Annotated in this window: 18 protein-coding genes and 1 pseudogene; 8 read left to right on the top strand and 11 right to left on the bottom strand. The window is 71.5% G+C overall.

What is annotated here, in order from left to right; translation table 11 throughout:
• Positions 1–3: 3 nt before the first annotated feature.
• Both AB0I06_RS07475 and AB0I06_RS07470 read left to right on the top strand, forming a co-directional pair.
• Positions 4–714, top strand: coding sequence for a ThuA domain-containing protein (locus AB0I06_RS07475; RefSeq protein WP_363117806.1), 711 nt, complete (start codon positions 4–6; stop codon positions 712–714).
• Positions 684–1,793, top strand: a complete 1,110-nt coding sequence (locus AB0I06_RS07470; RefSeq protein ID WP_363117805.1) for a Gfo/Idh/MocA family oxidoreductase — start codon at positions 684–686, stop codon at positions 1,791–1,793. Before AB0I06_RS07475 ends, AB0I06_RS07470 begins: the two co-directional genes overlap by 31 nt.
• A 2-nt stretch (positions 1,794–1,795) precedes the next feature.
• Here AB0I06_RS07470 and AB0I06_RS07465 read toward each other — a convergent pair whose 3' ends face one another.
• A complete protein-coding gene (locus tag AB0I06_RS07465; RefSeq protein ID WP_363117804.1) occupies positions 1,796–3,274 on the bottom strand; it encodes a glutamate-cysteine ligase family protein in 1,479 nt (492 codons plus the stop codon).
• A 266-nt stretch (positions 3,275–3,540) separates the two neighbouring features.
• Here AB0I06_RS07465 and AB0I06_RS07460 point away from each other — a divergent pair, with 266 nt between their 5' ends.
• On the top strand, positions 3,541–4,419 hold the full coding sequence (locus AB0I06_RS07460) for an SDR family oxidoreductase (protein ID WP_363117803.1): 879 nt from the start codon (positions 3,541–3,543) through the stop codon (positions 4,417–4,419).
• 65 nt (positions 4,420–4,484) lie between these two features.
• A complete protein-coding gene (locus tag AB0I06_RS07455; protein ID WP_363117802.1) occupies positions 4,485–5,213 on the top strand; it encodes a maleylpyruvate isomerase family mycothiol-dependent enzyme in 729 nt (242 codons plus the stop codon).
• A gap of 31 nt (positions 5,214–5,244) precedes the next feature.
• On the opposite strand, the gene AB0I06_RS07450 is transcribed toward AB0I06_RS07455, so the two are convergent.
• Complete coding sequence (locus AB0I06_RS07450) at positions 5,245–5,640, bottom strand: MarR family transcriptional regulator (protein WP_363117801.1); 396 nt, start codon at positions 5,638–5,640, stop codon at positions 5,245–5,247.
• A gap of 86 nt (positions 5,641–5,726) precedes the next feature.
• Here AB0I06_RS07450 and AB0I06_RS07445 point away from each other — a divergent pair, with 86 nt between their 5' ends.
• Entirely contained in the window at positions 5,727–7,217 is a 1,491-nt protein-coding gene (locus AB0I06_RS07445) for an MFS transporter (RefSeq protein ID WP_363117800.1), read from the top strand.
• A 153-nt stretch (positions 7,218–7,370) separates the two neighbouring features.
• On the opposite strand, the gene AB0I06_RS07440 is transcribed toward AB0I06_RS07445, so the two are convergent.
• The 3 genes from AB0I06_RS07440 to AB0I06_RS07430 form a co-directional block, all read right to left on the bottom strand.
• Complete coding sequence (locus AB0I06_RS07440; protein WP_363117799.1) at positions 7,371–8,036, bottom strand: response regulator transcription factor; 666 nt, start codon at positions 8,034–8,036, stop codon at positions 7,371–7,373.
• Between the two features lie 346 nt (positions 8,037–8,382).
• Positions 8,383–9,627, bottom strand: coding sequence for a sensor histidine kinase (locus tag AB0I06_RS07435; RefSeq protein ID WP_363117798.1), 1,245 nt, complete (start codon positions 9,625–9,627; stop codon positions 8,383–8,385).
• 94 nt (positions 9,628–9,721) lie between these two features.
• Complete coding sequence (locus tag AB0I06_RS07430) at positions 9,722–10,417, bottom strand: TetR/AcrR family transcriptional regulator (protein ID WP_363117797.1); 696 nt, start codon at positions 10,415–10,417, stop codon at positions 9,722–9,724.
• A gap of 171 nt (positions 10,418–10,588) precedes the next feature.
• Here AB0I06_RS07430 and AB0I06_RS07425 point away from each other — a divergent pair, with 171 nt between their 5' ends.
• Positions 10,589–11,038: a nitroreductase family deazaflavin-dependent oxidoreductase gene (locus AB0I06_RS07425; protein ID WP_363117796.1), complete on the top strand. Its 450-nt coding sequence runs from the start codon at positions 10,589–10,591 to the stop codon at positions 11,036–11,038.
• Here the strand turns inward: AB0I06_RS07425 and AB0I06_RS07420 are convergent, their stop codons facing one another.
• Positions 11,039–12,280 carry a geranylgeranyl reductase family protein gene (locus AB0I06_RS07420; RefSeq protein WP_363117795.1) on the bottom strand — a complete coding sequence of 414 codons (1,242 nt, stop codon included), beginning with the start codon at positions 12,278–12,280 and terminating at the stop codon, positions 11,039–11,041. It lies immediately after the preceding gene.
• 190 nt (positions 12,281–12,470) lie between these two features.
• Between AB0I06_RS07420 and AB0I06_RS07415 the strand changes: the two genes are divergently transcribed.
• Positions 12,471–13,826 carry a dipeptidase gene (locus tag AB0I06_RS07415; protein WP_363117794.1) on the top strand — a complete coding sequence of 452 codons (1,356 nt, stop codon included), beginning with the start codon at positions 12,471–12,473 and terminating at the stop codon, positions 13,824–13,826.
• Positions 13,827–13,886: 60 nt separating this feature from the next.
• On the top strand, positions 13,887–14,591 hold the full coding sequence (locus AB0I06_RS07410) for an MBL fold metallo-hydrolase (RefSeq protein WP_363117793.1): 705 nt from the start codon (positions 13,887–13,889) through the stop codon (positions 14,589–14,591).
• Positions 14,592–14,650: 59 nt separating this feature from the next.
• Here the strand turns inward: AB0I06_RS07410 and AB0I06_RS07405 are convergent.
• From AB0I06_RS07405 to AB0I06_RS07385, 5 genes and pseudogenes are all read right to left on the bottom strand, one after another.
• Positions 14,651–15,813, bottom strand: a pseudogene (locus AB0I06_RS07405) (epoxide hydrolase family protein).
• A gap of 155 nt (positions 15,814–15,968) precedes the next feature.
• The gene (locus AB0I06_RS07400) at positions 15,969–17,054 is read right to left on the bottom strand and encodes a dipeptide ABC transporter ATP-binding protein (protein WP_363117792.1); all 1,086 of its coding nucleotides are present in this window, start codon (positions 17,052–17,054) and stop codon (positions 15,969–15,971) included.
• A 26-nt stretch (positions 17,055–17,080) separates the two neighbouring features.
• The gene (locus AB0I06_RS07395) at positions 17,081–18,181 is read right to left on the bottom strand and encodes an ABC transporter ATP-binding protein (protein WP_363117791.1); all 1,101 of its coding nucleotides are present in this window, start codon (positions 18,179–18,181) and stop codon (positions 17,081–17,083) included.
• A 26-nt stretch (positions 18,182–18,207) separates the two neighbouring features.
• Positions 18,208–19,200 carry an ABC transporter permease gene (locus AB0I06_RS07390; RefSeq protein ID WP_363117790.1) on the bottom strand — a complete coding sequence of 331 codons (993 nt, stop codon included), beginning with the start codon at positions 19,198–19,200 and terminating at the stop codon, positions 18,208–18,210.
• Between the two features lie 78 nt (positions 19,201–19,278).
• Positions 19,279–20,955: an ABC transporter substrate-binding protein gene (locus tag AB0I06_RS07385; RefSeq protein ID WP_363117789.1), complete on the bottom strand. Its 1,677-nt coding sequence runs from the start codon at positions 20,953–20,955 to the stop codon at positions 19,279–19,281.
• Positions 20,956–20,990: the final 35 nt, after the last annotated feature.

Genomic DNA, 20,990 nt, shown 5'->3' with positions numbered 1-20,990 from the left:
ACGATGACCCAGAAGAGAGCGCTGGTGGTCCGGGGCGGCTGGGAGGGGCACCAGCCGGTCGAGGCCACGAACCTGTTCCTGCCCTTCCTCCGGAGCCAGGGGTACGCTGTCCGTGTCGAGGAGTCGACGGCGGTCTACGCGGACGCCGCCGAGATGGCCGGCACCGACCTGGTCGTGCAGTGCGTGACGATGTCGGAGATCACGCCCGCGCAGTTGGCGGGGCTGACCTCCGCGGTCGTGGCCGGTACCGGCTTCACCGGCTGGCACGGCGGCATCGCCGACTCCTTCCGCGCCTCCTCGGACTATCTGCACCTGGTGGGCGGCCAGTTCGCCACGCACCCGGGCAAGGAGCCGTGCGAGCGCCGGGGTGAGGCGGCGGACAACTTCCTGCCCCACACCATCTCCCTCACCGAGGCCGGGCGGGCGCACCCGATCACGGCCGGCATCGAGGACTTCGCGCTGGAGACCGAGCAGTACTGGGTGCTGCACGACGACCTCATCGACGTCCTGGCCACCACGACGCATCCCGTCCGGCCGTGGCAGCCCTGGCACCGGCCGGTCACCTCACCGGCGGTGTGGACCCGCCGGTGGGGGGCGGGGCGGATCGTGGTGACGACCCCGGGGCACAGCGTCGACGTGCTGGAACACCCGCAGTTCCGCACCATCATCGAGAGGGGCATGCTGTGGGCGACGCGCACCGCGTCGGGGTCGTAGGGCTCGGCGTCATCTCCCGCGCGTACCTGGACACCCTCGTGGGCCGTCCCGGTGTGCGGGTCACCGCGGTCGCCGACCTCGACGCCTCCCGGTCGGCCGCGGCCGCCGCCGAACTGCCCGGTGCCCGGGCGCTGTCGGTCCAGGAGCTGCTGAGCAGCCCGGACGTGGACACGGTGCTGAACCTCACCACCCCGGCGGCGCACGCGGAGATAGCCCTCGAGGCGATCCGGCACGGCAAGAACGTCTACGGGGAGAAGCCGCTGGCGGCGGGCCTGGAGGACGCCCGCGCCGTGCTGGACGCCGCCGCGCGGGCGGGCACCGGGGTGGGCTGTGCTCCGGACACCGTACTGGGTACGGGAGTTCAGACCGCGCGGGCCGCCGTGGAGGCGGGCAGTGTCGGGCGCCCCCAGTTCGCCTCGGCCGTGATGGTGACCCCGGGCCATGAACGCTGGCACCCCCACCCCGACTTCTACTACACGGCGGGCGGAGGGCCGCTGCTGGACATGGGCCCCTACTACCTCACCTCACTGGTGCATCTGCTGGGTCCGGTGCGGGCGGTGATCGGGGCTGCGGGGCGGTTGCGCGCCGAGCGGGTCATCGGCTCGGGTCCGCGCGCGGGCCGGCGCATACCGGTCGAGGTGGACAGCCATGTCTCCGGAGTGCTGGAGCACGTGGGCGGGACCCTGACGACCCTCACGACGAGCTTCGACGGGGTGGCCACCACGGCCGCCCCGATCGAGGTGCACGGGGAGAGCGGCACCCTCGCGGTCCCCGACCCGAACCGCTTCGACGGCGAGGTGCGCCTCCACGCCCTCGGCGACGACCGCTGGCGTCCCCTGCCGGTGTCGGCGGGCTACGTGGACGGCGCACGCGGTGTCGGCCTGCTCGACTTCGTCACCGCCGACGGCGAGCGGGCACCGCGCGCGAACGGTGCACTCGCCCTGCACGTGCTGGAGACGATGACGGCCCTGCTGCGTTCGGCGGCCGAGGGGCGGCGCATCGAGCTGACGACGTCGGCGGAGGTGCCCGCGCCCGTGCCTTTGACGCCCGCCGCGCGGTGGCGTGGCCGGCCGGACTGACGTCAGTCCACGGGCCAGGTGTGCGCGGGCGCGTTCATGTGCATGTAGTCCATGTACGTGCCGGTCATCTGCCGCAGTGCCTCCCGGCGGTCGGAGATGCCTGCCTTCTCCAGGTGGTGCACCATCTCCGCCTGCCACAGGGCGCCGTTGCGGCCGGTGACGCAGCGCTGCTCGATGATGCCCAGCAGAGGCTCGCGCCACGCGGCGTCCATGCCGGTCAGCTCCAGGCCCTTGTGGGCCAGGGGCAGCAGACGACGCAACACCAGTTCCGTGACCGGCACTTCGCCGACACCGGGCCAGTACAGGCGGGCGTCGATGCCGTCGCGGGCGGCGGTGTGCAGGTTCTCCTCGGCGACCGAGAAGGACATGCGCGTCCACACCGGCCGGTCCTCGTCGACCAGCGCGCGGGTCAGGCCGTAGTAGAAGGCGCCGTTGGCGATGATGTCGGCCACGGTGGGGCCGGCGGGCAGCACCCGGTTCTCGATGCGCAGATGCGGACCGCTGTCGGTGACGGCGTAGATGGGGCGGTTCCAGCGGTAGATGGTGCCGTTGTGGAGGGTCAGTTCGCCCAGCTGGGGAACGCCGCCGCTGTCCAGTTCCCGCTGCGGGTCCTCGTCCTCGCACAGCGGCAGCAGCGCCGGGAAATAGCGCACGTTCTCCTCGAAGAGGTCGAAGACGCTGGTGATCCAGCGCTCCCCGAACCACACCCGGGGCCGGACGCCCTGTGCCTTGATCTCCTCGGGTCGGGTGTCGGTCGCCTGCTCGAACAGGGGGATGCGGGTCTCGCGCCACAGTTCCTTGCCGAACAGGAAGGGCGAGTTCGCGGCGAGGGCGACCTGCACGCCCGCGATGGCCTGGGCGGCGTTCCAGTAGTGCGGGAACTCCTTGGGGTCGACCTGGAGGTGGAACTGGGTGCTGGTGCAGGCGGCTTCCGGGGTGATGGTGTCGGCGTACGTCGACAGGCGTTCCACCCCGTCGACCCGGATCCGCAGGTCCTCGCCCCGGGCCGCGAAGATCTGCTCGTTGAGGAGGCGGTAGCGCGGGTCGCCGGAGAGGGCGGACTCGCTGACGTCGGACTCGCCCAGCGTCGGCAGGATGCCCACCATGATCAGGTGGGCGCCGACCGCGGCGGCACGGTCCTCGGCGTGGTTGAGGGCGTCCCTGATCGCCTGCTCCCAGGCCCCGGGGCCGCCGGCCGTGAGCTGCCGGGGCGGGATGTTGATCTCCAGGTTGAAGCGGCCGAGCTCACTGGACCAGGCGGGGTCGGCGATCGACCGGAGCACGTCGGTGTTGCGCATCGCGGGCAGTCCGGCGTCGTCCACCAGATTGAGCTCGATCTCCAGGCCGACCTGGGGGCGCTCGCTCTCGAACCCCGACTCGTGGAGCATCCGGGCGAGCACCTCGAGGTCGGTGTGCATCTTCTCCCGGTACCGACGGCGGTCCTCCCGGGTGAACACCAGGGCCGGCACGTCACGTCCCATCTGCCCTCCTGCGCTCTCGCGGCGGCGGGGTCCGCGTTCCCGGCGGACCGGTTACGTCCCAGAGTCGCACCTTGTCCCCGACCCCGCACCCACCTGGCCCGACTTTGTGCCGCCGATAAACAAACCGGTGATGGGAGCGGCGGCCCGACGGGCGGCCGGGGGTCGAAGAGGGGAAGCTGCCGGGGGATGCCGGTGATCCTGTGGGTACCCGTGGCGGTGCCCGTCATGATCACCGGGCCGTACGCCATGCAGAAGGAGGCAGACTCGTGACCGAACAGCAGCACCCCGGCGAGCAGCACCCGACCCCGGAGTTTCCCTCCCAGGACCAGCCGCACCCCGGTTGGACGGGGCCGATGGACCCGCCGCCGGACCATGGTGAGGAGTCCTACCGGGGCAGTGGCCGGCTGGCCGACCGCAAGGCCGTGATCACCGGCGGTGACTCGGGGATCGGCCGCGCCGTCGCCCTGGCGTTCGCGCGCGAGGGAGCGGACGTGCTCTTCACCCATCTGGAGGACGAGAAGGACGACGCCGCCGAGACGGTCCGGCTGGTCGAGGAGGCCGGACGGCGTGCCGTGCCCGTCTCGTGCGACGTGCGCGAGGAGGAGAACTGCCGGGCACTGGTCGAGCGTGCCGTGCGGGAATTCGGCCGGATCGACATCCTCGTGAACAACGCGGCGTACCAGATGTCCCAGCCCGACGGCATCGAGGCGATCACCACCGAGCAGTTCGACCGGGTGCTGCGCACCAACCTGTACGGCATGTTCTGGCTGTGCAAGATGGCCCTGCCGCACATCCCGGAAGGCGGCAGCATCATCAATTCCACGTCGGTGCAGGCGTACAAGCCCAGTCCGCATCTGCTGGACTACGCGACGACGAAGGGCGCGATCGTCACCTTCACGCAGGGGCTGGCGCAGATGCTGATCGAGAAGGGCATCCGGGTCAACGCGGTGGCGCCGGGTCCGGTGTGGACGCCGCTGATCCCGGCGACCCTGCCGGACACCCAGTCGTTCGGGAAGCAGGCCCCCATCGGGCGGCCCGCGCAGCCGGCGGAGATGGCCCCGGCGTACGTCTTCCTCGCCTCGCAGGAGGCGTCGTACATCACCGCCGAGATCGTCAACGCGACGGGCGGGACGCCGCTGCCGTAGCCATCGGGGGCCGCCGCCGGAAAACCCCGGGCTTGTAGTGAGCTCCATGCGGCAGACTCGGCGCCATGGAGACCGCCGAGTTCCTTCAGACGCTGGAGACGGAAGGCCGGTTGCTGGCCGCGGCCGCCGAGGAGGCGGGGACGGAGGCGAAAGTGCCCACGTGCCCCGCCTGGCAGGTGCGCGACCTGTTGCGGCATACCGGAGCCGTGCACCGCTGGGCCGCCGCGTTCGTCGCGGAGCGGATCACCGAAGGCCGCCCGCCGGCCGAACCCACCGATCTCGACGGCGCCGAGCTCATCGCCTGGTACCGCGACAGCCACCGCCACCTCGTCGCCACGCTGGCCGGCGCCGCGCCCGACGTGGAGTGCTTCACCTTCCTGCCCGCGCCGTCCCCGCTGGCCTTCTGGGCCCGGCGGCAGGCGCACGAGACGGCCGTGCACCGGGTCGACGCCGAGTCCGCGCGCGGCGGCGACCCGACGGCCCTCACTCCCGCGTTCGCGACGGACGGCATCGACGAACTCCTGCGCGGCTTCCACGCCCGCCCCCGCAGCCGGGTACGCACCCCCGAGCCGCGGGTCCTGCGGATCCGCGCGGAGGACACCGGCGCGGTGTGGACCGTGCGGCTGTCGCAGGAGCCGCCCGTGACCACACGGGACGCCTCCGGGGCCGCCGACTGCGAACTGTCGGGCCCGGCCGACCGGTTGTACCTGGCGCTGTGGAACCGCGCTCCCCTGCCGGACGCCACGGGCGACCGGGCGCTCGCCGCACTGTGGCGGGAGACGTCGGCGATCTGAGCGGGCTGCCGAGAGACCCGCCGACGGGAGATCAGCCGTCGGTGAGCATCCGCGCCAGCACCGCGCGCTGCACGGGAAGGACCTCACCGTGCAGCGCGCGCCCCTTCGGCGTGAGGCAGACCCGCACGCCGCGCCGGTCCTCGGAACACATGCCGCGCTCGAGGAGCCCCTCCTTCTCCAGCCGGGCGATCAGCCGCGACAGGGCGCTCTGGCTGAGATGGACCCGCTCGGAGATCTCCTGCACGCGGTAGGACGGGACGCCGTTCGGCGTCCGGCACCCGGCGAGGACGTCCAGCACCTCGAAGTCGCTGGCACACAGGCCATGGCCGTGCAGCGCGCGGTCCAGTTCGCACTGCGTGCGCGCGTGCAGCGCCAGAAGGTCCCGCCACCGTTCCACGAGCGTCCGCTCGGCCTGCTGAGCCGCCATGCGCCGCACCGTAACAGAGACCATGTGTCAATGCACCTGAATTAATTGCACTTGCATCTCATGCATGCGCATGTACTCTCTCGGTCATGACCTCTCCGCTCATCTCCCCTGCGGTCGAAGGACGTTGGACTCCACGACTGTGGGGCACCCTGCTCGTGCTCTGCGCCGCGATGTTCCTGGACGCCCTGGACGTGTCCATGGTCGGCGTCGCCCTGCCGTCCATCGGCGCCGACCTCGGTCTGTCGACCTCGGCGCTGCAATGGATCGTCAGCGGCTACATCCTGGGCTACGGCGGTCTGCTGCTCCTCGGCGGACGCGCCGCCGACCTGCTGGGCCGGCGTCAGGTGTTCCTGGTCGCGCTGGCCGTCTTCGCGTTCGCGTCACTGCTCGGCGGGCTCGTCGACTCCGGGCCGCTGCTCATCGCCAGCCGCTTCATCAAGGGCCTGAGCGCGGCCTTCACCGCCCCCGCAGGACTGTCGATCATCACCACGACCTTCCCCGAAGGCCCGCTGCGCAACCGGGCCCTGGCCATCTACACCACCTGCGGCGCGACGGGCTACTCGATGGGCCTGGTCTTCTCCGGACTGCTCACCGAGGCCAGCTGGCGGCTCACCATGCTGCTGCCCGCGCCCATCGCGCTCATCGCCCTGCTCGTGGGCCTGAAGCTGCTGCCGCGCACCGAGCGCGAGCGCGGCCGGGGCGGCTACGACATCCCCGGCGCCGTCCTCGGCACCGCCTCGATGCTGTTGCTCGTGTTCACCGTCGTCGAGGCGCCCGAGGTGGGCTGGGGTTCGGCCCGGACTATCCTGTCCTTCGTCGCCGTCGCGCTGTTCCTGGCCGCCTTCGTCGCCGTCGAACGCCGCAGCCCCAGCCCGCTGATCCGGCTCGGTGTGCTCCGCTCGGGGCCTCAAGTGCGGGCCCAGCTGGGCGCCTTGACCTTCGTCGGCAGCTACATCGGCTTCCAGTTCCTCGTCACCCTGTACATGCAGCAGCTGCTCGGCTGGTCCGCGCTGCACACCGCCCTGGCCTTCCTGCCGGCGGGCGCGCTGGTGGCGCTGTCCGCGACGAAGGTCGGAGCCGTCATCGACCGGTTCGGCACGGCCCGGCTCATGGTGCTGGGCTTCGCGCTGATGGTCACCGGGTACGTGCTGTTCCTGCGCGTCGACCTCGACCCGGTCTACGCGGCGGTGATCCTGCCGACGATGCTGCTGGTCGGCTCCGGATTCGCGCTGACCTTCCCGTCCCTCAACGTCCAGGCCACCAACGGCGTCGACGAGCACGAGCAGGGCATGGTGTCCGGGCTGCTCAACACCTCGGTCCAGGTCGGTGGCGCGATCTTCCTCGCCGTGGTGACGGCGGTGGTGACCGCCAACTCCCCCGAGGGCGGCGCCCCCTCGCCGCAGGCCGTGCTCGACAGCTACCGGCCCGGTCTGGTGGTCGTGACGCTCATCGCCCTCGCCGGTCTGCTGATCACCCTCACGGGCCTGCGACCCCGCCGGGGCCGGTCCGCGGGTCCGTCCGTGGTGATCGCCAAGTCCGTCCCCGAGGAGGCGGAGCGCGTCGCCGTGCGCGACTAGCGCGGACCGGGGGGACCGCCTCCGACCGTGCGCCCGGCGGGCCGAGCGGCCTGCCGGGCGCACCCCCGCGCCGCTCGCCGGGCCCCGCAGGAGGGCGGCGTCCGCTCTCGGGTCGACGCGGTGTGCCGGTCCGGCCGCTCACCGGGGGGAGGGTCAGCCCAGCCAGCCCGGCCGCACCAGCCCCGACTCGTAGGCGAGGACGACCAGTTGGGCACGGTCCCGGGCGCCGAGTTTCACCATCGTGCGGCTGACGTGGGTCTTCGCCGTGAGCGGGCTGACGACCAGGCGGCGGGCGATCTCCTCGTTCGACAGGCCGATCCCTACCAGCGCCATCACCTCCCGCTCCCGCTCGGTGAGCCGGCTCAGGGCGCCGGCCGCCGCCGGTTCCTTGGAGCGGGAGGCGAACTCGGAGATCAGCCGCCGGGTCACTCCGGGCGACAGCAGCGCGTCGCCCGCGACCACGGCCCGTACGGCGCGCAGCAGTTCGTCCGGCTCGGTGTCCTTGACCAGGAAGCCCGAAGCGCCGGAGCGGATCGCCTCGAAGACGTACTCGTCGAGCTCGAAGGTGGTCAGCATGACGACCCTGACGTCTTCGAGATCCGGATCGCCCGTGACCTGCCGGGTCGCGGCGAGGCCGTCCAGGGCGGGCATGCGGATGTCCATCAGGACGACGTCGGGCCGCAGTTCACGGATCCGGCGCACGGCCTCCGCACCGTCGGCGGCCTCCCCGGCCACCTCGATGTCGGGCTGCGCGTCGAGCAGTGCCCTGAATCCCGCCCTCACCAGTGACTGGTCGTCGGCGAGCAGTACGCGGATCACGACTCCTCCTGTACAGGTCCGGCTCCCGTGCCGACGGCAGCCCTCGGCGGCGGTACGACAAGCACCCGGGACTCCCCGTGCGGGGTGCCGCCCGGGGCAGCCGCCCGCACCCGCGCCCCGGGGAGCCCGCCAGGTCGTGTCCGCAAAGTCCCTCCGTCCGCCCGGAGGGCGGGCCCCGCGGCGTCTGGTGCGTGCTCTCGGCGTGCCGGGTGGAGTCCCTCGTACTGGACGTACTTGGGGCTGCGCCCGGTGCGGCGAGAGTACCTGCCGGGCGTCGCGGGGCAGGAGGGACTTTGCGAACACGACCTAGCCCTCATGACGTCGCCGTCCCCGCACCGTACGCGCATCAGGAGTCCTCCCCCGCCGGCCCGGTGACGGTTTCGGCGGACGCCCTCAGAGGCAGGGCGGCGAGCACCCGGAAGCCCCCGTCCGGGCGGGGGCCCGCCTCGACGGTGCCGCCCAGGGCGGCCGCCCGCTCCCGCATCCCGGCGAGCCCGTTGCCGCTGCCGCCCGCGTCGGCGCCGGTCGCGGGTCCGTCGTCGTCCACGCGCAGCCGCAGCACGCCCGCCTCGTGGTCCAGGCGCACCCGCGCGTGCCGTGAACCCGAGTGCCGGACGACATTGGTCAGGGCCTCCTGGACGATCCGGAAGGCGGCGAGGTCCGTGCCGGGGGCGAGGCGCGGCGGCTTCCCCTCGACGTCCACCGTGAGGCCGGCGCTCGCGGCCTGCTCGACCAGTTCGGGCAGGCGGTCGAGCCCGGGCGCGGGGGCGCGGGGCGCGTCGCCGGGGGCGCGCAGGGTGTCGAGCACCTGGCGCACCTCGCCGAGCGCCTCCTTGCTCTGGTCCTTGATCGTGGTGAGGGCCGTGCGGGCCTGCTCGGGGTCGGTGTCGAGAAGCGCGAGCCCGACCCCGGCCTGCACGTTGATCACGGAGATGCTGTGGGCGAGGACGTCGTGGAGCTCGCGCGCGATCCGCAGCCGCTCCTCGTCGGCCCGCCGCCGCGCGGCCTCGGCGCGTTCGGCCCGCTCGCGGACCCACTGCTCGCGCCGGGCCCGGAACAGCTCCGCCAGCGCCGCGATCGCCACCACCCAGGTGGCGACGACGATCTGCTCCCCCCAGGAGGCGGCGGAGTCCCCGGACGGCGGCAGCCACCGGAAGAGCCAGTGGGCCACCAGCACATGCCCGGCCCAGAGCATGCCCATCGCGGCCCACGCCGCCCGGCGGTGCCCGGCGACGATGGCGCCGAAGCAGGCCAGGGCCACGGTGAAGAACACGGGCCCGTAGGGATACCCGGCCCCGAGATAGACCATCACGGCGGCCGCCGTGCCGAACACCACGGCCACCGGATACCGCTTGCGCCACAGCAGCAGCCCTCCGGCCACCAGCAGCAGCACCCGTGCGAAGAGGTCGAGGTGGGCCCGCTCACCCTGCTGTTCGTGGGCGGCGACGTTCGACCCGGCCAGCACGAGCGCCGTCACGAGGACCGTGGATCGCCAGGGCCAGCGGGGCGCCCGCCCTTCCCACCGGTCCCAGCGGGTGGGTCCGTGCCGCCACCACCGCCGCGGACCGCCCCGCGCACGCTGCTCGTCCATACCGGCCACGCTAGACGCCCCGCCCCCACGCCCGCGTCACCCCGGCGTGGTGATCACGCGTACTCCCCGGGAAGTACGCGAGCCCACCGGCGGTTCACGCGGGCCCGGGCTCCAGACCCACCCCGCGGGCGAGTTGTCCCACCGCGTGCCGGAAGAACGCCTCCCGGTCCTCCACCACCCGGTTGAACTGGCCGAACAGCTCGAAGCCGACCAGCCCGAACAGCTGGGCCCAGGCCGCGACGAGCGCGGTCACGACCTCCGGCGGGACGTCGGGGGCGAAATGGGCGACCATCCGTTCGGCCTCCGGTCGGAGGTCGTCCGGGAGCGGGGGCCGAGTCGGGCCGGGAGAGCGGTGGGCGTCGCGGGCGATGCCGATGAGCAGCAGGCCGACGCGGCCGGCGGCGCGGACGGTGGTGTCGGGTGCCGTGTAGCCGGGGACGGGCGTCCCGTAGATCAGCGCGTACTCGTGCGGGTGTTCCAGCGCCCAGCTCCGCACCGCCTCGCAGACCGTGACCCAGCGCTCGAAGGGACCTCCGGCCGCAGCGCCGTGGGCGGCCTCGGCCCTCTCGCCCAGGGAGTCGTAGGCGTCGATGATGAGTGCCGTCAGCAGGTCGTCCCGGCTGGGGAAGTAGCGGTACAGCGCGGAGGAGACCATGCCGAGCTCCCTGGCCACGGCCCGCAGGGAGAGCCGGGCGGCCCCCTCGGCGGCGAGCTGTCTGCGGGCCTCGTCCTTGATGGCCGCGGTGACTTCGATCCTGGCCCGGGCGCGGGCGCCGTGTGCGGTGCTCATGACCGGCAGTCTCCCACGGAAGCAGAGCACTGCACACAGAGGAGAGCAGTGAACTAAAAAGAGAGCAGTGCTCTTGCGCGGATGGACCGGCCTCGTACAGACTGGGTCCGGCAGGAGCGAGAGCGGTGCTCACACAAGAGAGCACCGCTTCGCCATCGACGAGGGGGCCCCATGTCCACGCACGTCCAGAAGCCCGGCTGGTTCACCGTCAACGTCTTCAACCGTCTCGTGGCCTGGCTGACACGCCGCGGCATCAGCGTCTGGGGCTCCCGCGTCCTCGCCGTCCGCGGTCGCAAGAGCGGTCAGTGGCGCACCACCCCGGTCAACCTGCTGACCCTGGACGGCAAGCAGTACCTGGTCGCCCCCCGCGGCCATGTGCAGTGGACGCACAACATGCGCGCCGCGGGCGGGGGCGAACTGCGCCTGGGCAAGCGCGTGGACACCTTCACGGCGGCCGAGGTGGGCGACGACGACAAGGCCCCCGTCCTGCGCGCCTACCTCAAGCGCTGGAAGGCGGAGGTCGGGGTCTTCTTCAACGGAGTGGGCCCCGACTCCCCGGACGAGCAGCTGCGCCGCATCGCCCCCGACCACCCGGTCTTCGAGATCACGCCGACAGCCTGATCACTCCGACGGGCCGGCCTCGCCGCCCGCCGCGGGGCGGCGGTCCAGCGTGGCCAGGGCACGCTGGGCGATCGGGTGCGTGCGGACGATCTCGCCCAGCGACGTCGAACCCCGCGTGATGTCCCTGAACGCCTTCCAGGCCGGGCGGAAGCCCGTCAGCCCGGCGTGGAACAGCCCGGGGCGGCGCATGAACACCGTCAGCAGCCGCTTGCCGACGCTCATCTCCACTCCGAGGCCGGCCTTGACCGCGAACGCGTAGTTGAGGGCCTGCCGGCGCGTGTCCACGGCGTCGTGCGCCTCGGCGATCCGTACCGCCCACTCCCCCGCGAGCCGGCCGGAGCGCAGCGCGAAGGAGATGCCCTCACGGGTCCACGGCTCCAGCAGCCCCGCCGCGTCACCGCACACCAGCACCCGCCCGCGTGACAGCGGCGAGTCGTCGGCACGGCAGCGGGTCAAGTGGCCCGAGGAGATGCTCGGTTCGAAGCCCGCGAGGCCCAGGCGGCCGATGAAGTCCTCCAAGTACCGCTTGGTCGCGGCGCCTTCGCCACGGGCCGAGATGACCCCGACCGTCAGGGTGTCGCCCTTGGGGAAGACCCAGCCGTAACTGCCGGGGATGGGCCCCCAGTCGATGAGCACCCGGCCCTTCCAGTCCTCGGCGACGGTCTCCGGCACCGGGATCTCGACCTCCAGACCGAGATCCACCTGGTCGAGCTTGACCCCGACGTGCGCCCCTATCCGGCTGGCACTGCCGTCCGCCCCTACGACGGCCCGCGCCAGCACCACCTCGCCGCCCTGGAGGACCACCGCCACGGTGCGCCGGTCCGGCACCGACGAGCCGTGCTGCTCGACCCGCTGGACCGTGACGCCCGTGCGCAGCTCTGCGCCCGCCTTCTGCGCGTGCTCGACGAGCTGCTGGTCGAACTCGGGCCGGTTGATCAAGCCGAAGAGCATCTGCCGGGAGCGGCGCGTCCGCGTGAAACGGCCGTTGTGGGAGAACGTCACCGCGTGGACCCGGTCCCTGAACGGCAGCTCGAAGCCGGGCGGCAGGGCGTCGCGCGAGGGGCCGATGATGCCGCCGCCGCAGGTCTTGTAGCGCGGCAGCTCCGCCTTCTCCAGCAACAGCACACGTCTGCCCGCCACCGCCGCCGCGTACGCGGCCGAAGCGCCCGCGGGTCCCGCGCCCACCACGACGACGTCCCACACCTGCCGCACGTCGTCCGCCGAAGAGTTCTCGCTGCTCACGATGGTCTGATACTCCCGATCAAGCCGCCTGCCGCTGTCTCCCGCATCCTACGGCGGCGGTCACCGCAGGCCGCTGTGGGAGGATCGGCGGCGTGGGCGGCCCTTACCCGGGGCCTCGCCCGCACCACACGATCACCGCGTACCGAGAGGTACGCACCCGTACAACGTCGCACCCACGAGGAGCGTGCCCATGTCGTCGAATCCGGTCGCCGAGACCGTCGCCTCGCTGATGCCCAGGGCGAAGGAGGAGCTCGCCGAACTGGTGGCCTTCCGGTCGGTGGCGGACTTCGACCAGTTCCCGAGGAGTGAGAGCGAGGGCGCCGCCCGCTGGGTCGCCGACGCGCTCGCCGCCGAGGGTTTCCAGGACGTGGCCCTGCTCGACACCCCCGACGGCACGCAGTCGGTCTACGGCTTCCTGCCGGGGCCTGAGGGCGCGAAGACCGTCCTGCTCTACGCCCACTACGACGTGCAGCCGCCCCTGGACGAGACCGCCTGGACGACCCCGCCCTTCGAGCTGACCGAGCGCGACGGGCGCTGGTACGGGCGCGGGGCCGCCGACTGCAAGGGCGGCCTGATCATGCATCTGCTGGCGCTGCGCGCGCTCAAGGCCGACGGCGGTGTGCCCGTCCATGTGAAGGTGATCGCCGAGGGCTCGGAGGAGATGGGCACGGGCGGCCTGGAGCGGTACGCCGAGGAGCACCCGGGCCTGCTGGAGGCGGACACCATCGTCATCGGCGACGCGGGGAACTTCCGCGTCGGCCTGCCGACCGTCACCACCACCCTGCGCGGCATGACCATGATGCGCGTCCAGGTGGACACGCTCGCGGGCAATCTGCACTCGGGCCAGTTCGGCGGTGCGGCGCCCGACGCGCTGGCCGCCCTGATCCGCGTGCTGGCCTCGCTGCGCGCCGAGGACGGTTCGACGACCGTCGAGGGCCTGGCCGGGGGCACGGCCTGGGAGGGGCTCGAGTACACCGAGGAGCAGTTCCGGCAGGACGCCAAAGTGCTGGACGGCGTGGAGCTGATCGGCTCCGGGTCGGTCGCCGACCGCATCTGGGCCCGGCCGGCCGTCACGGTCATCGGCATCGACTGCCCGCCGGTCGTCGGCGCCACCCCCTCCGTGCAGTCGAGCGCCCGGGCGCTGATCAGCCTGCGCGTGCCGCCCGGCATGGACGCGGGCGAGGCGACCAAGCTGCTCCAGGCGCACCTGGAGTCGCACACGCCGTGGGGCGCTCGGGTCAGCACCGAACAGATCGGCCAGGGCCAGCCGTTCCGGGCCGACACCACCAGCCCGGCGTACCGGGCCATGGCGGCCGCGATGGCGGTGGCCTACCCGGGCCAGGAGATGCAGTACGCGGGGCAGGGCGGATCCATTCCGCTGTGCAACACGCTGGCCACCCTCTACCCGCGTGCGGAGATCCTGCTCATCGGGCTGAGCGAGCCGGAGGCCCAGATCCACGCGGTGAACGAGAGCGTCTCCCCGCAAGAGCTGGAGCGCCTGTCGGTGGCGGAGGCGCTGTTCCTGCGGAACTACGCGGCGAACTGACCGCTCTGCTCGCAGCAGAAGGCCCTCGTCCTCGGACGGGGGCCTGTCTACCGTCCTCCCATGGACCTCATCGAGCTGCTCCCCCGGCTGCACCTGCTGCGCTTCCCGGTCGGCCAGGCCTATCTGTGGCGCGACGGCGGCGAACTGACGCTGGTCGACGCCGGCCCGGCGGGCTACGGCGACCGGATCGCCGAGGCGGTGACCGCGCTGGGCCGGCACCCGAGGGACGTACGGCGGATCGTGCTCACCCACTTCCACGCGGATCACGCGGGCGGGGCGGCCGAGTTCGCCGCGCTCAGCGGTGCCGAGGTGCTGGCGCACCGGCTGGACGCGCCGGCCGTACGGGGCGAAGCAGCGGGCCCGGAGCCGGTGTTCGAGGACTGGGAGCGGCCGCTGCACGAGCAGGCGCTGAGGCTGCTGCCCGAGGGTGACCACCCCCGGCCCGGGGAGGTCACCGAGGTGTCCGGCGGCGAGGTGCTGGACCTCGGCGGCGGGGCGCACGTCGTGCACGTGCCGGGGCACACGCAGGGCAGCATCGCACTCCATCTCCCGGAGCACGGCGTCGTGTTCACGGGTGACACGGTCGCCGCGTCACCCGCCGACGGCACGGTGATGCCGGGGGTGTTCAACCTCGATCGCGAGCAGGTCCTCGCCGCGTGCCACCAGCTGGCGGAGCTCGGCCCGGAGGTGGCCTGCTTCGGCCACGGCGACCCGGTGACCCGGCAGGCGGCTCGGGCCCTGCGGAGCGCGGCGCTCAGGACCTGATCGAAATCGGGATCGGGATCGGTAGATCAAGATCGGGATCGGGATCGCACCCACCGTGTTCACCGGCCGGCGGCCAGCACCGCCGCGAGGCCTTCTCGCAGATCCTTGACGAAAGACCCGGGGACCTCCAGCGACGGGAAGTGTCCCCCGGCTTCAGGCGTCGTCCATCGGACGATGTGCCGGTACCGCTCCCGCGCCCAGGGGCGCGGGCACTTCTCGGTGTCGCGGGGGTACACACTGATCGCCGACGGGACGTCGACCCGCAGTTCGGGGTCGAGCGAAAGGTGGCTCTCGTAGTAGATACGGGCTGCCGACGCGCCGGTCCGCGTCAGCCAGTAGAGGGTGCGTCGTCGAGAACGCGGTCCATGGACATCGTCTCGAACGGGCTGTCCTCGGTGTCGGACCACTCGGCGAACTTGTCGAGGATCCAGGCGAGCAGACCGACCGGCGAGTCGACTAGCGCATAGCCGATGGTCTGCGGCCGGGTCGCCTGCTGCTTCGCGTACGCCGCGCGCCTGGCCCAGAAGTCGCGGGTTTCCTCGGTCCATGTGCGCTCGGTGGCCGTCAGCCCGTCCGTGGTCAACCCGGGTGGAGCCTGCGCGGTCGTGGTGTGGATGCCGAGAACGTGCGCCGGGAACCTGCCGCCGAGAACCGTGGTGATCACACCTCCCCAGTCGCCGCCATGGGCCAGGAACTCGCGGTAGCCGAGCCTTCCCATCAGTTCCACCCATGCGGCAGCGATCTTCTCGATGCCCCACCCGGTGGTGGCCGGCTTGTCGCTGTGGCCGAAGCCCGGCAGCGACGGGACCACGACGTGGAACGCCGGCGTCTCCGGATCGTCCGGATCCGCCAGCTCGTCCACTATGTCGACGAACTCGGCGATGCTGCCCGGCCAGCCGTGCGTCAAGATCAGCGGAGTGGCATCCGCGCGCGCGGACCGGCGGTGCAGGAAGTGGATTCCCAGGCCGTCGATGATCGTGCGGAACTGGCCGATCCCGTCGAGGCGCGCTTCGAACGAGCGCCAGTCGTAGCCGGTGCGCCAGTGGTTCACGACCTCGACGAGGTCGGCAAGAGGAACTCCCTGTACCCATCGGTGAGGGCCGGGTGCCGCGCGAGAGACCGTCTCGGCTTCCGGCAGCCGCGCCGCGGCCAGTCGGGCCCGCAGGTCGTCGAGGTCGGCGTCGGCCGCGTGGGATGTCCATGCGTGCACCTCACTGGACATGAGTCCTCCTGGTCGTCGTGGGGGGCGGCCGGGACCTGACGCGAACCGGCTCAGACGGTTCTAACAAGGATCACCGCCGATCCGCAACCGGCTGAGGCGGTTCCATGCCGTCAGGGTCGCCGTGAAGCCGGCCGCCGGCACCTCGAACGACCCGCCTAGCCGAGGGCCGGGTCCAGGACGATGTCCTCCTCGCGCGCGGTGACGGACGGCTCCTCGGGGAAGTGGCAGGCGGTCAGATGGCCCGAGGGGCTGCCGTCCACCCGCACCAGCGGCGGTTCCTCCGAGGCGCACTTGTCCTGTGCCTTCCAGCAGCGGGTCCGGAAGCGGCAGCCGGAGGGCGGGTCGATCGGGGACGGGACGTCACCGGCCAGCCGGATGCGTTCGCGCCGGTCGACGGCGTCCGGGTCGGCCTCGGGTACGGCGGACAGCAGCGCGTGTGTGTAGGGGTGCCGGGGGCGGGTGTAGAGGGACTCCCGGTCGGCGACCTCGACGATCTTGCCGAGGTACATCACGGCGACCCGCTCGGAGAAGTGCCGTACGACGGCGAGGTCGTGGGCGATGAAGACGAAGGCGATGCCGAACTCCCGCTGGAGGTCCTGGAGCAGGTTGACGACCTGCGCCTGGATGGAGACGTCCAGGGCGGAGACCGGCTCGTCGGCCACGATCAGCTTCGGCCTGAGGGCGAGGGCCCGGGCGATGCCGATGCGCTGGCGCTGGCCGCCGGAGAACTCGTTGGGGTAGCGGTTGTAGTGCTCGGGGTTGAGCCCGACCGTCTCCAGGAGCTCCTGGGCGCGCTTCTTGTGGCCCTGGGGAGGGTTGATGCCGTTGAGCCGCATCGGGGTCTCGACTATGGTGCCGACGGTGTGCCGGGGGTTCAGCGAGGAGTACGGGTCCTGGAAGATCATCTGGAGGTTGCGGCGGGCCTCCCGCATCCGCCCGGGCGACCGGTGCGTGATGTCCTCGCCGTCGAAGACGACGGAGCCACCGGTGGGTTCGAGCAGCCGGGTGATCAGCCGGCCCGTGGTCGACTTGCCGCAGCCGGATTCCCCGACCAGCCCCAGCGACTCACCGGGTCCGACCGAGAAGTCGATGCCGTCGACGGCCCGGACCGCCCCGATCTGCCGCTGGAAGATGATGCCCTGCCGGATGGGGAAGTGCTTGTGCAGACCGCGTACCTCCAGGAGGTTCTCGCCGGCGGTGCGGTCGGTGTTCTGCCCGGTGAGGGGCTCGGTGGTGCTCACGGCATGTTCCCTTTCGTCCGCCGCCGTCACTGCGCGGCCCGTGCGGCCGCCGCGTCCCGGTCGTCCGGACCGGCCCCGCCGCGGATCTCCCGCTTGGCGTCGTCGCTGAGATGGCACGCGGCGAGGTGGTGTTCGCTGCCGGAGACGAGGCGCAGCTCGGGCCGTTCCGCCGTGCAACCACCCTGCGGCACCCAGCCCTTGTAGGCGCAGCGCGGGTGGAAGGCGCAGCCGTCCGGCAGGTTGATCAGGCTCGGCGGGCTGCCGGGGATCGGGTTGAGCCGTTCGCCGACATCACCGCTGAGGTGCGGCATCGACTGCAACAGGCCCCAGGTGTAGGGGTGCTGGGGCCGCTTGAGCACGTCGTGGGTCGTGCCGTACTCGATGCGGCGGCCGCCGTACATCACCAGGATGTCGTCGGCGACGTCGGCGACCACGCCGAGGTCGTGCGTGATGATGACGACGGCGGAGCCGAACTCCTCCTGGAGGTCGCGGATCAGGTCCAGGATCTGCGCCTGGACGGTGACGTCCAGGGCGGTGGTGGGCTCGTCGGCGATGAGCAGGGCCGGGTCGCACACCAGGGACATGGCGATCATGGCGCGCTGGCGCATGCCGCCGGAGAACTGGTGCGGGTAGTCCCTGACCCGGCGCTCGGGCTGCGGGATGCCGACCCGTTTCAGCATCTCCACCGCGCGCTCCCGGGCCTCCTTCTTGGAGACCTTGTGGTGGACCCGGTAGGCCTCGGCGATCTGGGAGCCGACGGTGAAGAAGGGGTGCAGCGCGGACAGCGGGTCCTGGAAGATCATGGAGACCGTCCGGCCGCGCAGGGCGCGCATCCCGGCCTCGGGCAGGGCGACGAGTTCGCTGCCGTCCAGCCAGATCTCGCCCGAGACCTGGGCGCGGGTGCCCTTGTGCAGTCCGAGCAGAGCCAGTGAGGTCACCGACTTGCCGGAGCCGGACTCGCCGACGATGCCGAGGGTCCTGCCCTTCTCCAGGGTGAAGGAGACGCCGTCGACGGACTTGACGAGGCCGTCCTCGGTCGGGAAGTGCACCCTCAGGTCGCGTACGTCGAGGAAGGGCGCGGGCGCGGGTGTGACGTCCACGGGCTGCGGTGAGGTCGATACGGACACGGGTGTTCCTAAGGACGAAGAAGGGCTCAGGCCAGGCGCACGCGAGGGTCGACGAGGCCGTACACCAGGTCGACGACGACGTTGGCGAGGACGACGAACGTCGCGGCGAAGAGCGTGGTGCCGAGGATGACCGGCAGGTCGGAGTTCTGGACGGAGTCGACCGCGAGCTTGCCGATGCCGTTGATGCCGAACACCGACTCGGTGATGACCGCGGAGCCGCCGATGAGGGATCCGACGTCCATGCCGAAGATGGTGATGATCGGGGTGATGGCGGCGCGCAGTCCGTGCTTGAGGACGACGGTGGCGGCCGGCAGGCCCTTGGCGCGGGCGGTGCGCATGTAGTCCTCGGCGAAGACCTCCAGCATGGAGGAGCGGGTGAGCCGGGTGTACATGGCGAGGTAGACGATGACCAGGGTGGTCCACGGCAGGAGCAGCCCCTGGAACCAGGCGGCCGGGTCCTCGGTGATCGGCGTGTAGCCGGAGGTCGGCAGGATCTGGAACTTGTCGACGAAGAGGTACAGCAGGAGCAGACCGATGAAGTAGATCTGCACCGACACACCGAACAGGGCGAGGCCCACCGCCGCCTTGTCGGCGGCCCGGCCCCTGCGCACCGCCGCGACGGTGCCGAGGCCGACGCCCAGGACCAGGAAGGCCACCGCGGCACCGACCCCGAGGGAGAGGTCCGCCGGGAAGTCCGAGAGCAGCGTGGTCAGCACGGGGGTGTCGGTCTGGAAGGAGACGCCGAGGCAGGGCGCGCCGCAGTGGATGCGCACGCTCTGGTCGCCGAAGTCGCGTCCGGCGACCAGCCCCTTGAGGAACTCCCAGTACTGGGTCAGATAGCTCTGGTCCAGGCCCAGGGAGTGCTTGATCTCCGCGAGCCGGGAGGGTGAGCAGGTCTTTCCGCAGGCCAGCAGGGCGGGGTCGGACGGCAGCGCGAAGAAGATGAAGAAGGTGATCGTGGTGATCACCAGCATGATCACGGCCGCTGCCAGCAGGCGTCTGATGAGGTAACGAAACATGGGGTGCCGGGACCTGACGTGAGTGGGATGCCCGCCGGCGGCCGGGGCCGCCGGCGGGGTGTGGTGGAGACGGTTCCGTCAGTGCTTGATGTAGACGTGGACCAGGCTCGGCTCGGCGAGGATCGTGTCGGAGATGACTCCGCCGACCTTGGAGCCGGACATGTCGCTGAAGTTCATGTACATCAGCGGGACCACGGCGGCGTCCTTGAGGATCTGCTCGTCCATCTGGCCGTAGGCCGCGTTGCGCTGTCCGACGTCGGTCATCCTGGCGGCCTTGTCGATCAGGGAGTTGACCTTGGGGTCGTTCAGGTAGGAGAGGTCCTGGTTCGACTGCGGGTTCTTCGCGATGAGGCGGCCGTCGAAGAGAGTGGGCAGCACCGTGGAGGCGTTGGGCCAGTCGGCGATCCAGTCGCCCCAGGTCAGGTCGTACTGGTTCTTGGTGTTGTCGATGGTGCTGAAGTAGTTGGCCGCGTCGATGGGCGTGATGTTGACGCGGATGCCGATGCGTCCCAGCGCGGTCTTCACGGCGTCGGCGAAGTGTTCCTGGGTGGGGGTGTTCTCCACGGCGATCGACATGGTGGGCTTGGGGTTGCCCGCCTGCTTCATCAGTTCCTTGGCCTTGGCGAGGTTGCCGGCCGGGTTGGCGCTGTACAGGCTGAACTTCTTGTAGCCGCCGATGCCGGGGCTCAGCATCGTGGTGGCGTAGTCGCCGTACGCGGAGCCGCCGAACGCGCCGCGCACCGTGGTCTTGTCGATGGCGTACTCGATCGCCTGACGGACCTTCAGGTCCTTCACCCGGGTGGTGTTGATGGCCAGGTAGTTGATGCCGGGCGCCGGGATCTTGTAGTAACGGCTCTTCAGCGAGGGGTCGTTGGCCAGCTGGGACAGGTCGGAACCGGCGATCGGCCACTGCTGGATCGACGTCTGCGCGGTGCCGGCGTCGGCCTTGATCTGCTGGTCGATGGCCGACTCGTCCTGGCCGAACCGCACGTCGATCTCGTCGACGTTCTGCTGCCGGATGGGGTCGGTCGACTGGGACCAGTGGGTGTTGCGGGTGAGGACGAGTTCCTTGTTCTTGGTGTACGACTTGATCATGTACGGGCCGTCGGACCAGACCTTGGTGTCGTAGGTCGAGCCGGTGTCGTGGGCCTTCGGCACGGCCGCCCAGCCGGTCATGGCGGTGGTCTCGTTGAAGTCGGCCACCGGCTGGTTGAGGTGGAAGACGATCGTGTACTTGTCCGGCGTCTGGATGGAGTCGAGCTGCTTGCCCTGGTAGGGGCCCTTGTAGTCGGCGCCGCCGACGAGCCACTGGGCCGCGTAGGGCGGGCCGCCGTTGATGTCGGAGGAGAAGAACCGCTCGACTCCGTACTTGACGTCCGGTGCGGTGACCTCGGTGCCGTCCTGGTACTTGACGCCGTGCTTGAGGTGGAAGGTCCAGACGGTGGCGCCCTTGGAAGGCGTGCCGGTGTCGGTGGCCAGGTCGCCGACGAGCTTCGGCTGGGAGCCGGTCTCGTCCCAGCCGGTCAGGTTCCGGACGATCTCCTGGTCCATGCTCGAGCCCTCGGTCGTGTAGACGCGCTGGGGATCGAGATGGTCGAAGTCCGCCTTGTCGAGGACGGTCAGGGTGCCGCCCTTCCCGGGGGTGCCGCTGCCGCTGGTGCTGGAGGACCCTCCGCACGCGGTGGCTCCGAGGGCGATCGCCACGGCGGTTGCCGCGAGAGCGACCGTGCGGGATCTGCGCGTTCTGCGCGTCATGGGGGAAACTCCGTTCTTGCTACGGGCCCGGCGGG

This window comes from Streptomyces sp. NPDC050674 (assembly GCF_040654575.1).
Lineage (GTDB): Bacteria > Actinomycetota > Actinomycetes > Streptomycetales > Streptomycetaceae > Streptomyces.
This window is presented reverse-complemented; position numbering and strand designations above follow the sequence as displayed.

What these genes read in the sequence shown, in the direction of transcription:
- AB0I06_RS07475 (WP_363117806.1), top strand. Translation starts at nt 4, where the DNA reads ATGACCCAGAAGAGAGCGCTGGTGGTCCGGGGCGGCTGGGAGGGGCAC.
- AB0I06_RS07465 (WP_363117804.1), bottom strand. Translation starts at nt 3,274, where the DNA reads ATGGGACGTGACGTGCCGGCCCTGGTGTTCACCCGGGAGGACCGCCGT.
- AB0I06_RS07455 (WP_363117802.1), top strand. Translation starts at nt 4,485, where the DNA reads ATGGAGACCGCCGAGTTCCTTCAGACGCTGGAGACGGAAGGCCGGTTG.
- AB0I06_RS07450 (WP_363117801.1), bottom strand. Translation starts at nt 5,640, where the DNA reads ATGGCGGCTCAGCAGGCCGAGCGGACGCTCGTGGAACGGTGGCGGGAC.
- AB0I06_RS07445 (WP_363117800.1), top strand. Translation starts at nt 5,727, where the DNA reads ATGACCTCTCCGCTCATCTCCCCTGCGGTCGAAGGACGTTGGACTCCA.
- AB0I06_RS07435 (WP_363117798.1), bottom strand. Translation starts at nt 9,627, where the DNA reads ATGGACGAGCAGCGTGCGCGGGGCGGTCCGCGGCGGTGGTGGCGGCAC.
- AB0I06_RS07430 (WP_363117797.1), bottom strand. Translation starts at nt 10,417, where the DNA reads ATGAGCACCGCACACGGCGCCCGCGCCCGGGCCAGGATCGAAGTCACC.
- AB0I06_RS07425 (WP_363117796.1), top strand. Translation starts at nt 10,589, where the DNA reads ATGTCCACGCACGTCCAGAAGCCCGGCTGGTTCACCGTCAACGTCTTC.
- AB0I06_RS07415 (WP_363117794.1), top strand. Translation starts at nt 12,471, where the DNA reads ATGTCGTCGAATCCGGTCGCCGAGACCGTCGCCTCGCTGATGCCCAGG.
- AB0I06_RS07410 (WP_363117793.1), top strand. Translation starts at nt 13,887, where the DNA reads ATGGACCTCATCGAGCTGCTCCCCCGGCTGCACCTGCTGCGCTTCCCG.
- AB0I06_RS07390 (WP_363117790.1), bottom strand. Translation starts at nt 19,200, where the DNA reads ATGTTTCGTTACCTCATCAGACGCCTGCTGGCAGCGGCCGTGATCATG.
- AB0I06_RS07385 (WP_363117789.1), bottom strand. Translation starts at nt 20,955, where the DNA reads ATGACGCGCAGAACGCGCAGATCCCGCACGGTCGCTCTCGCGGCAACC.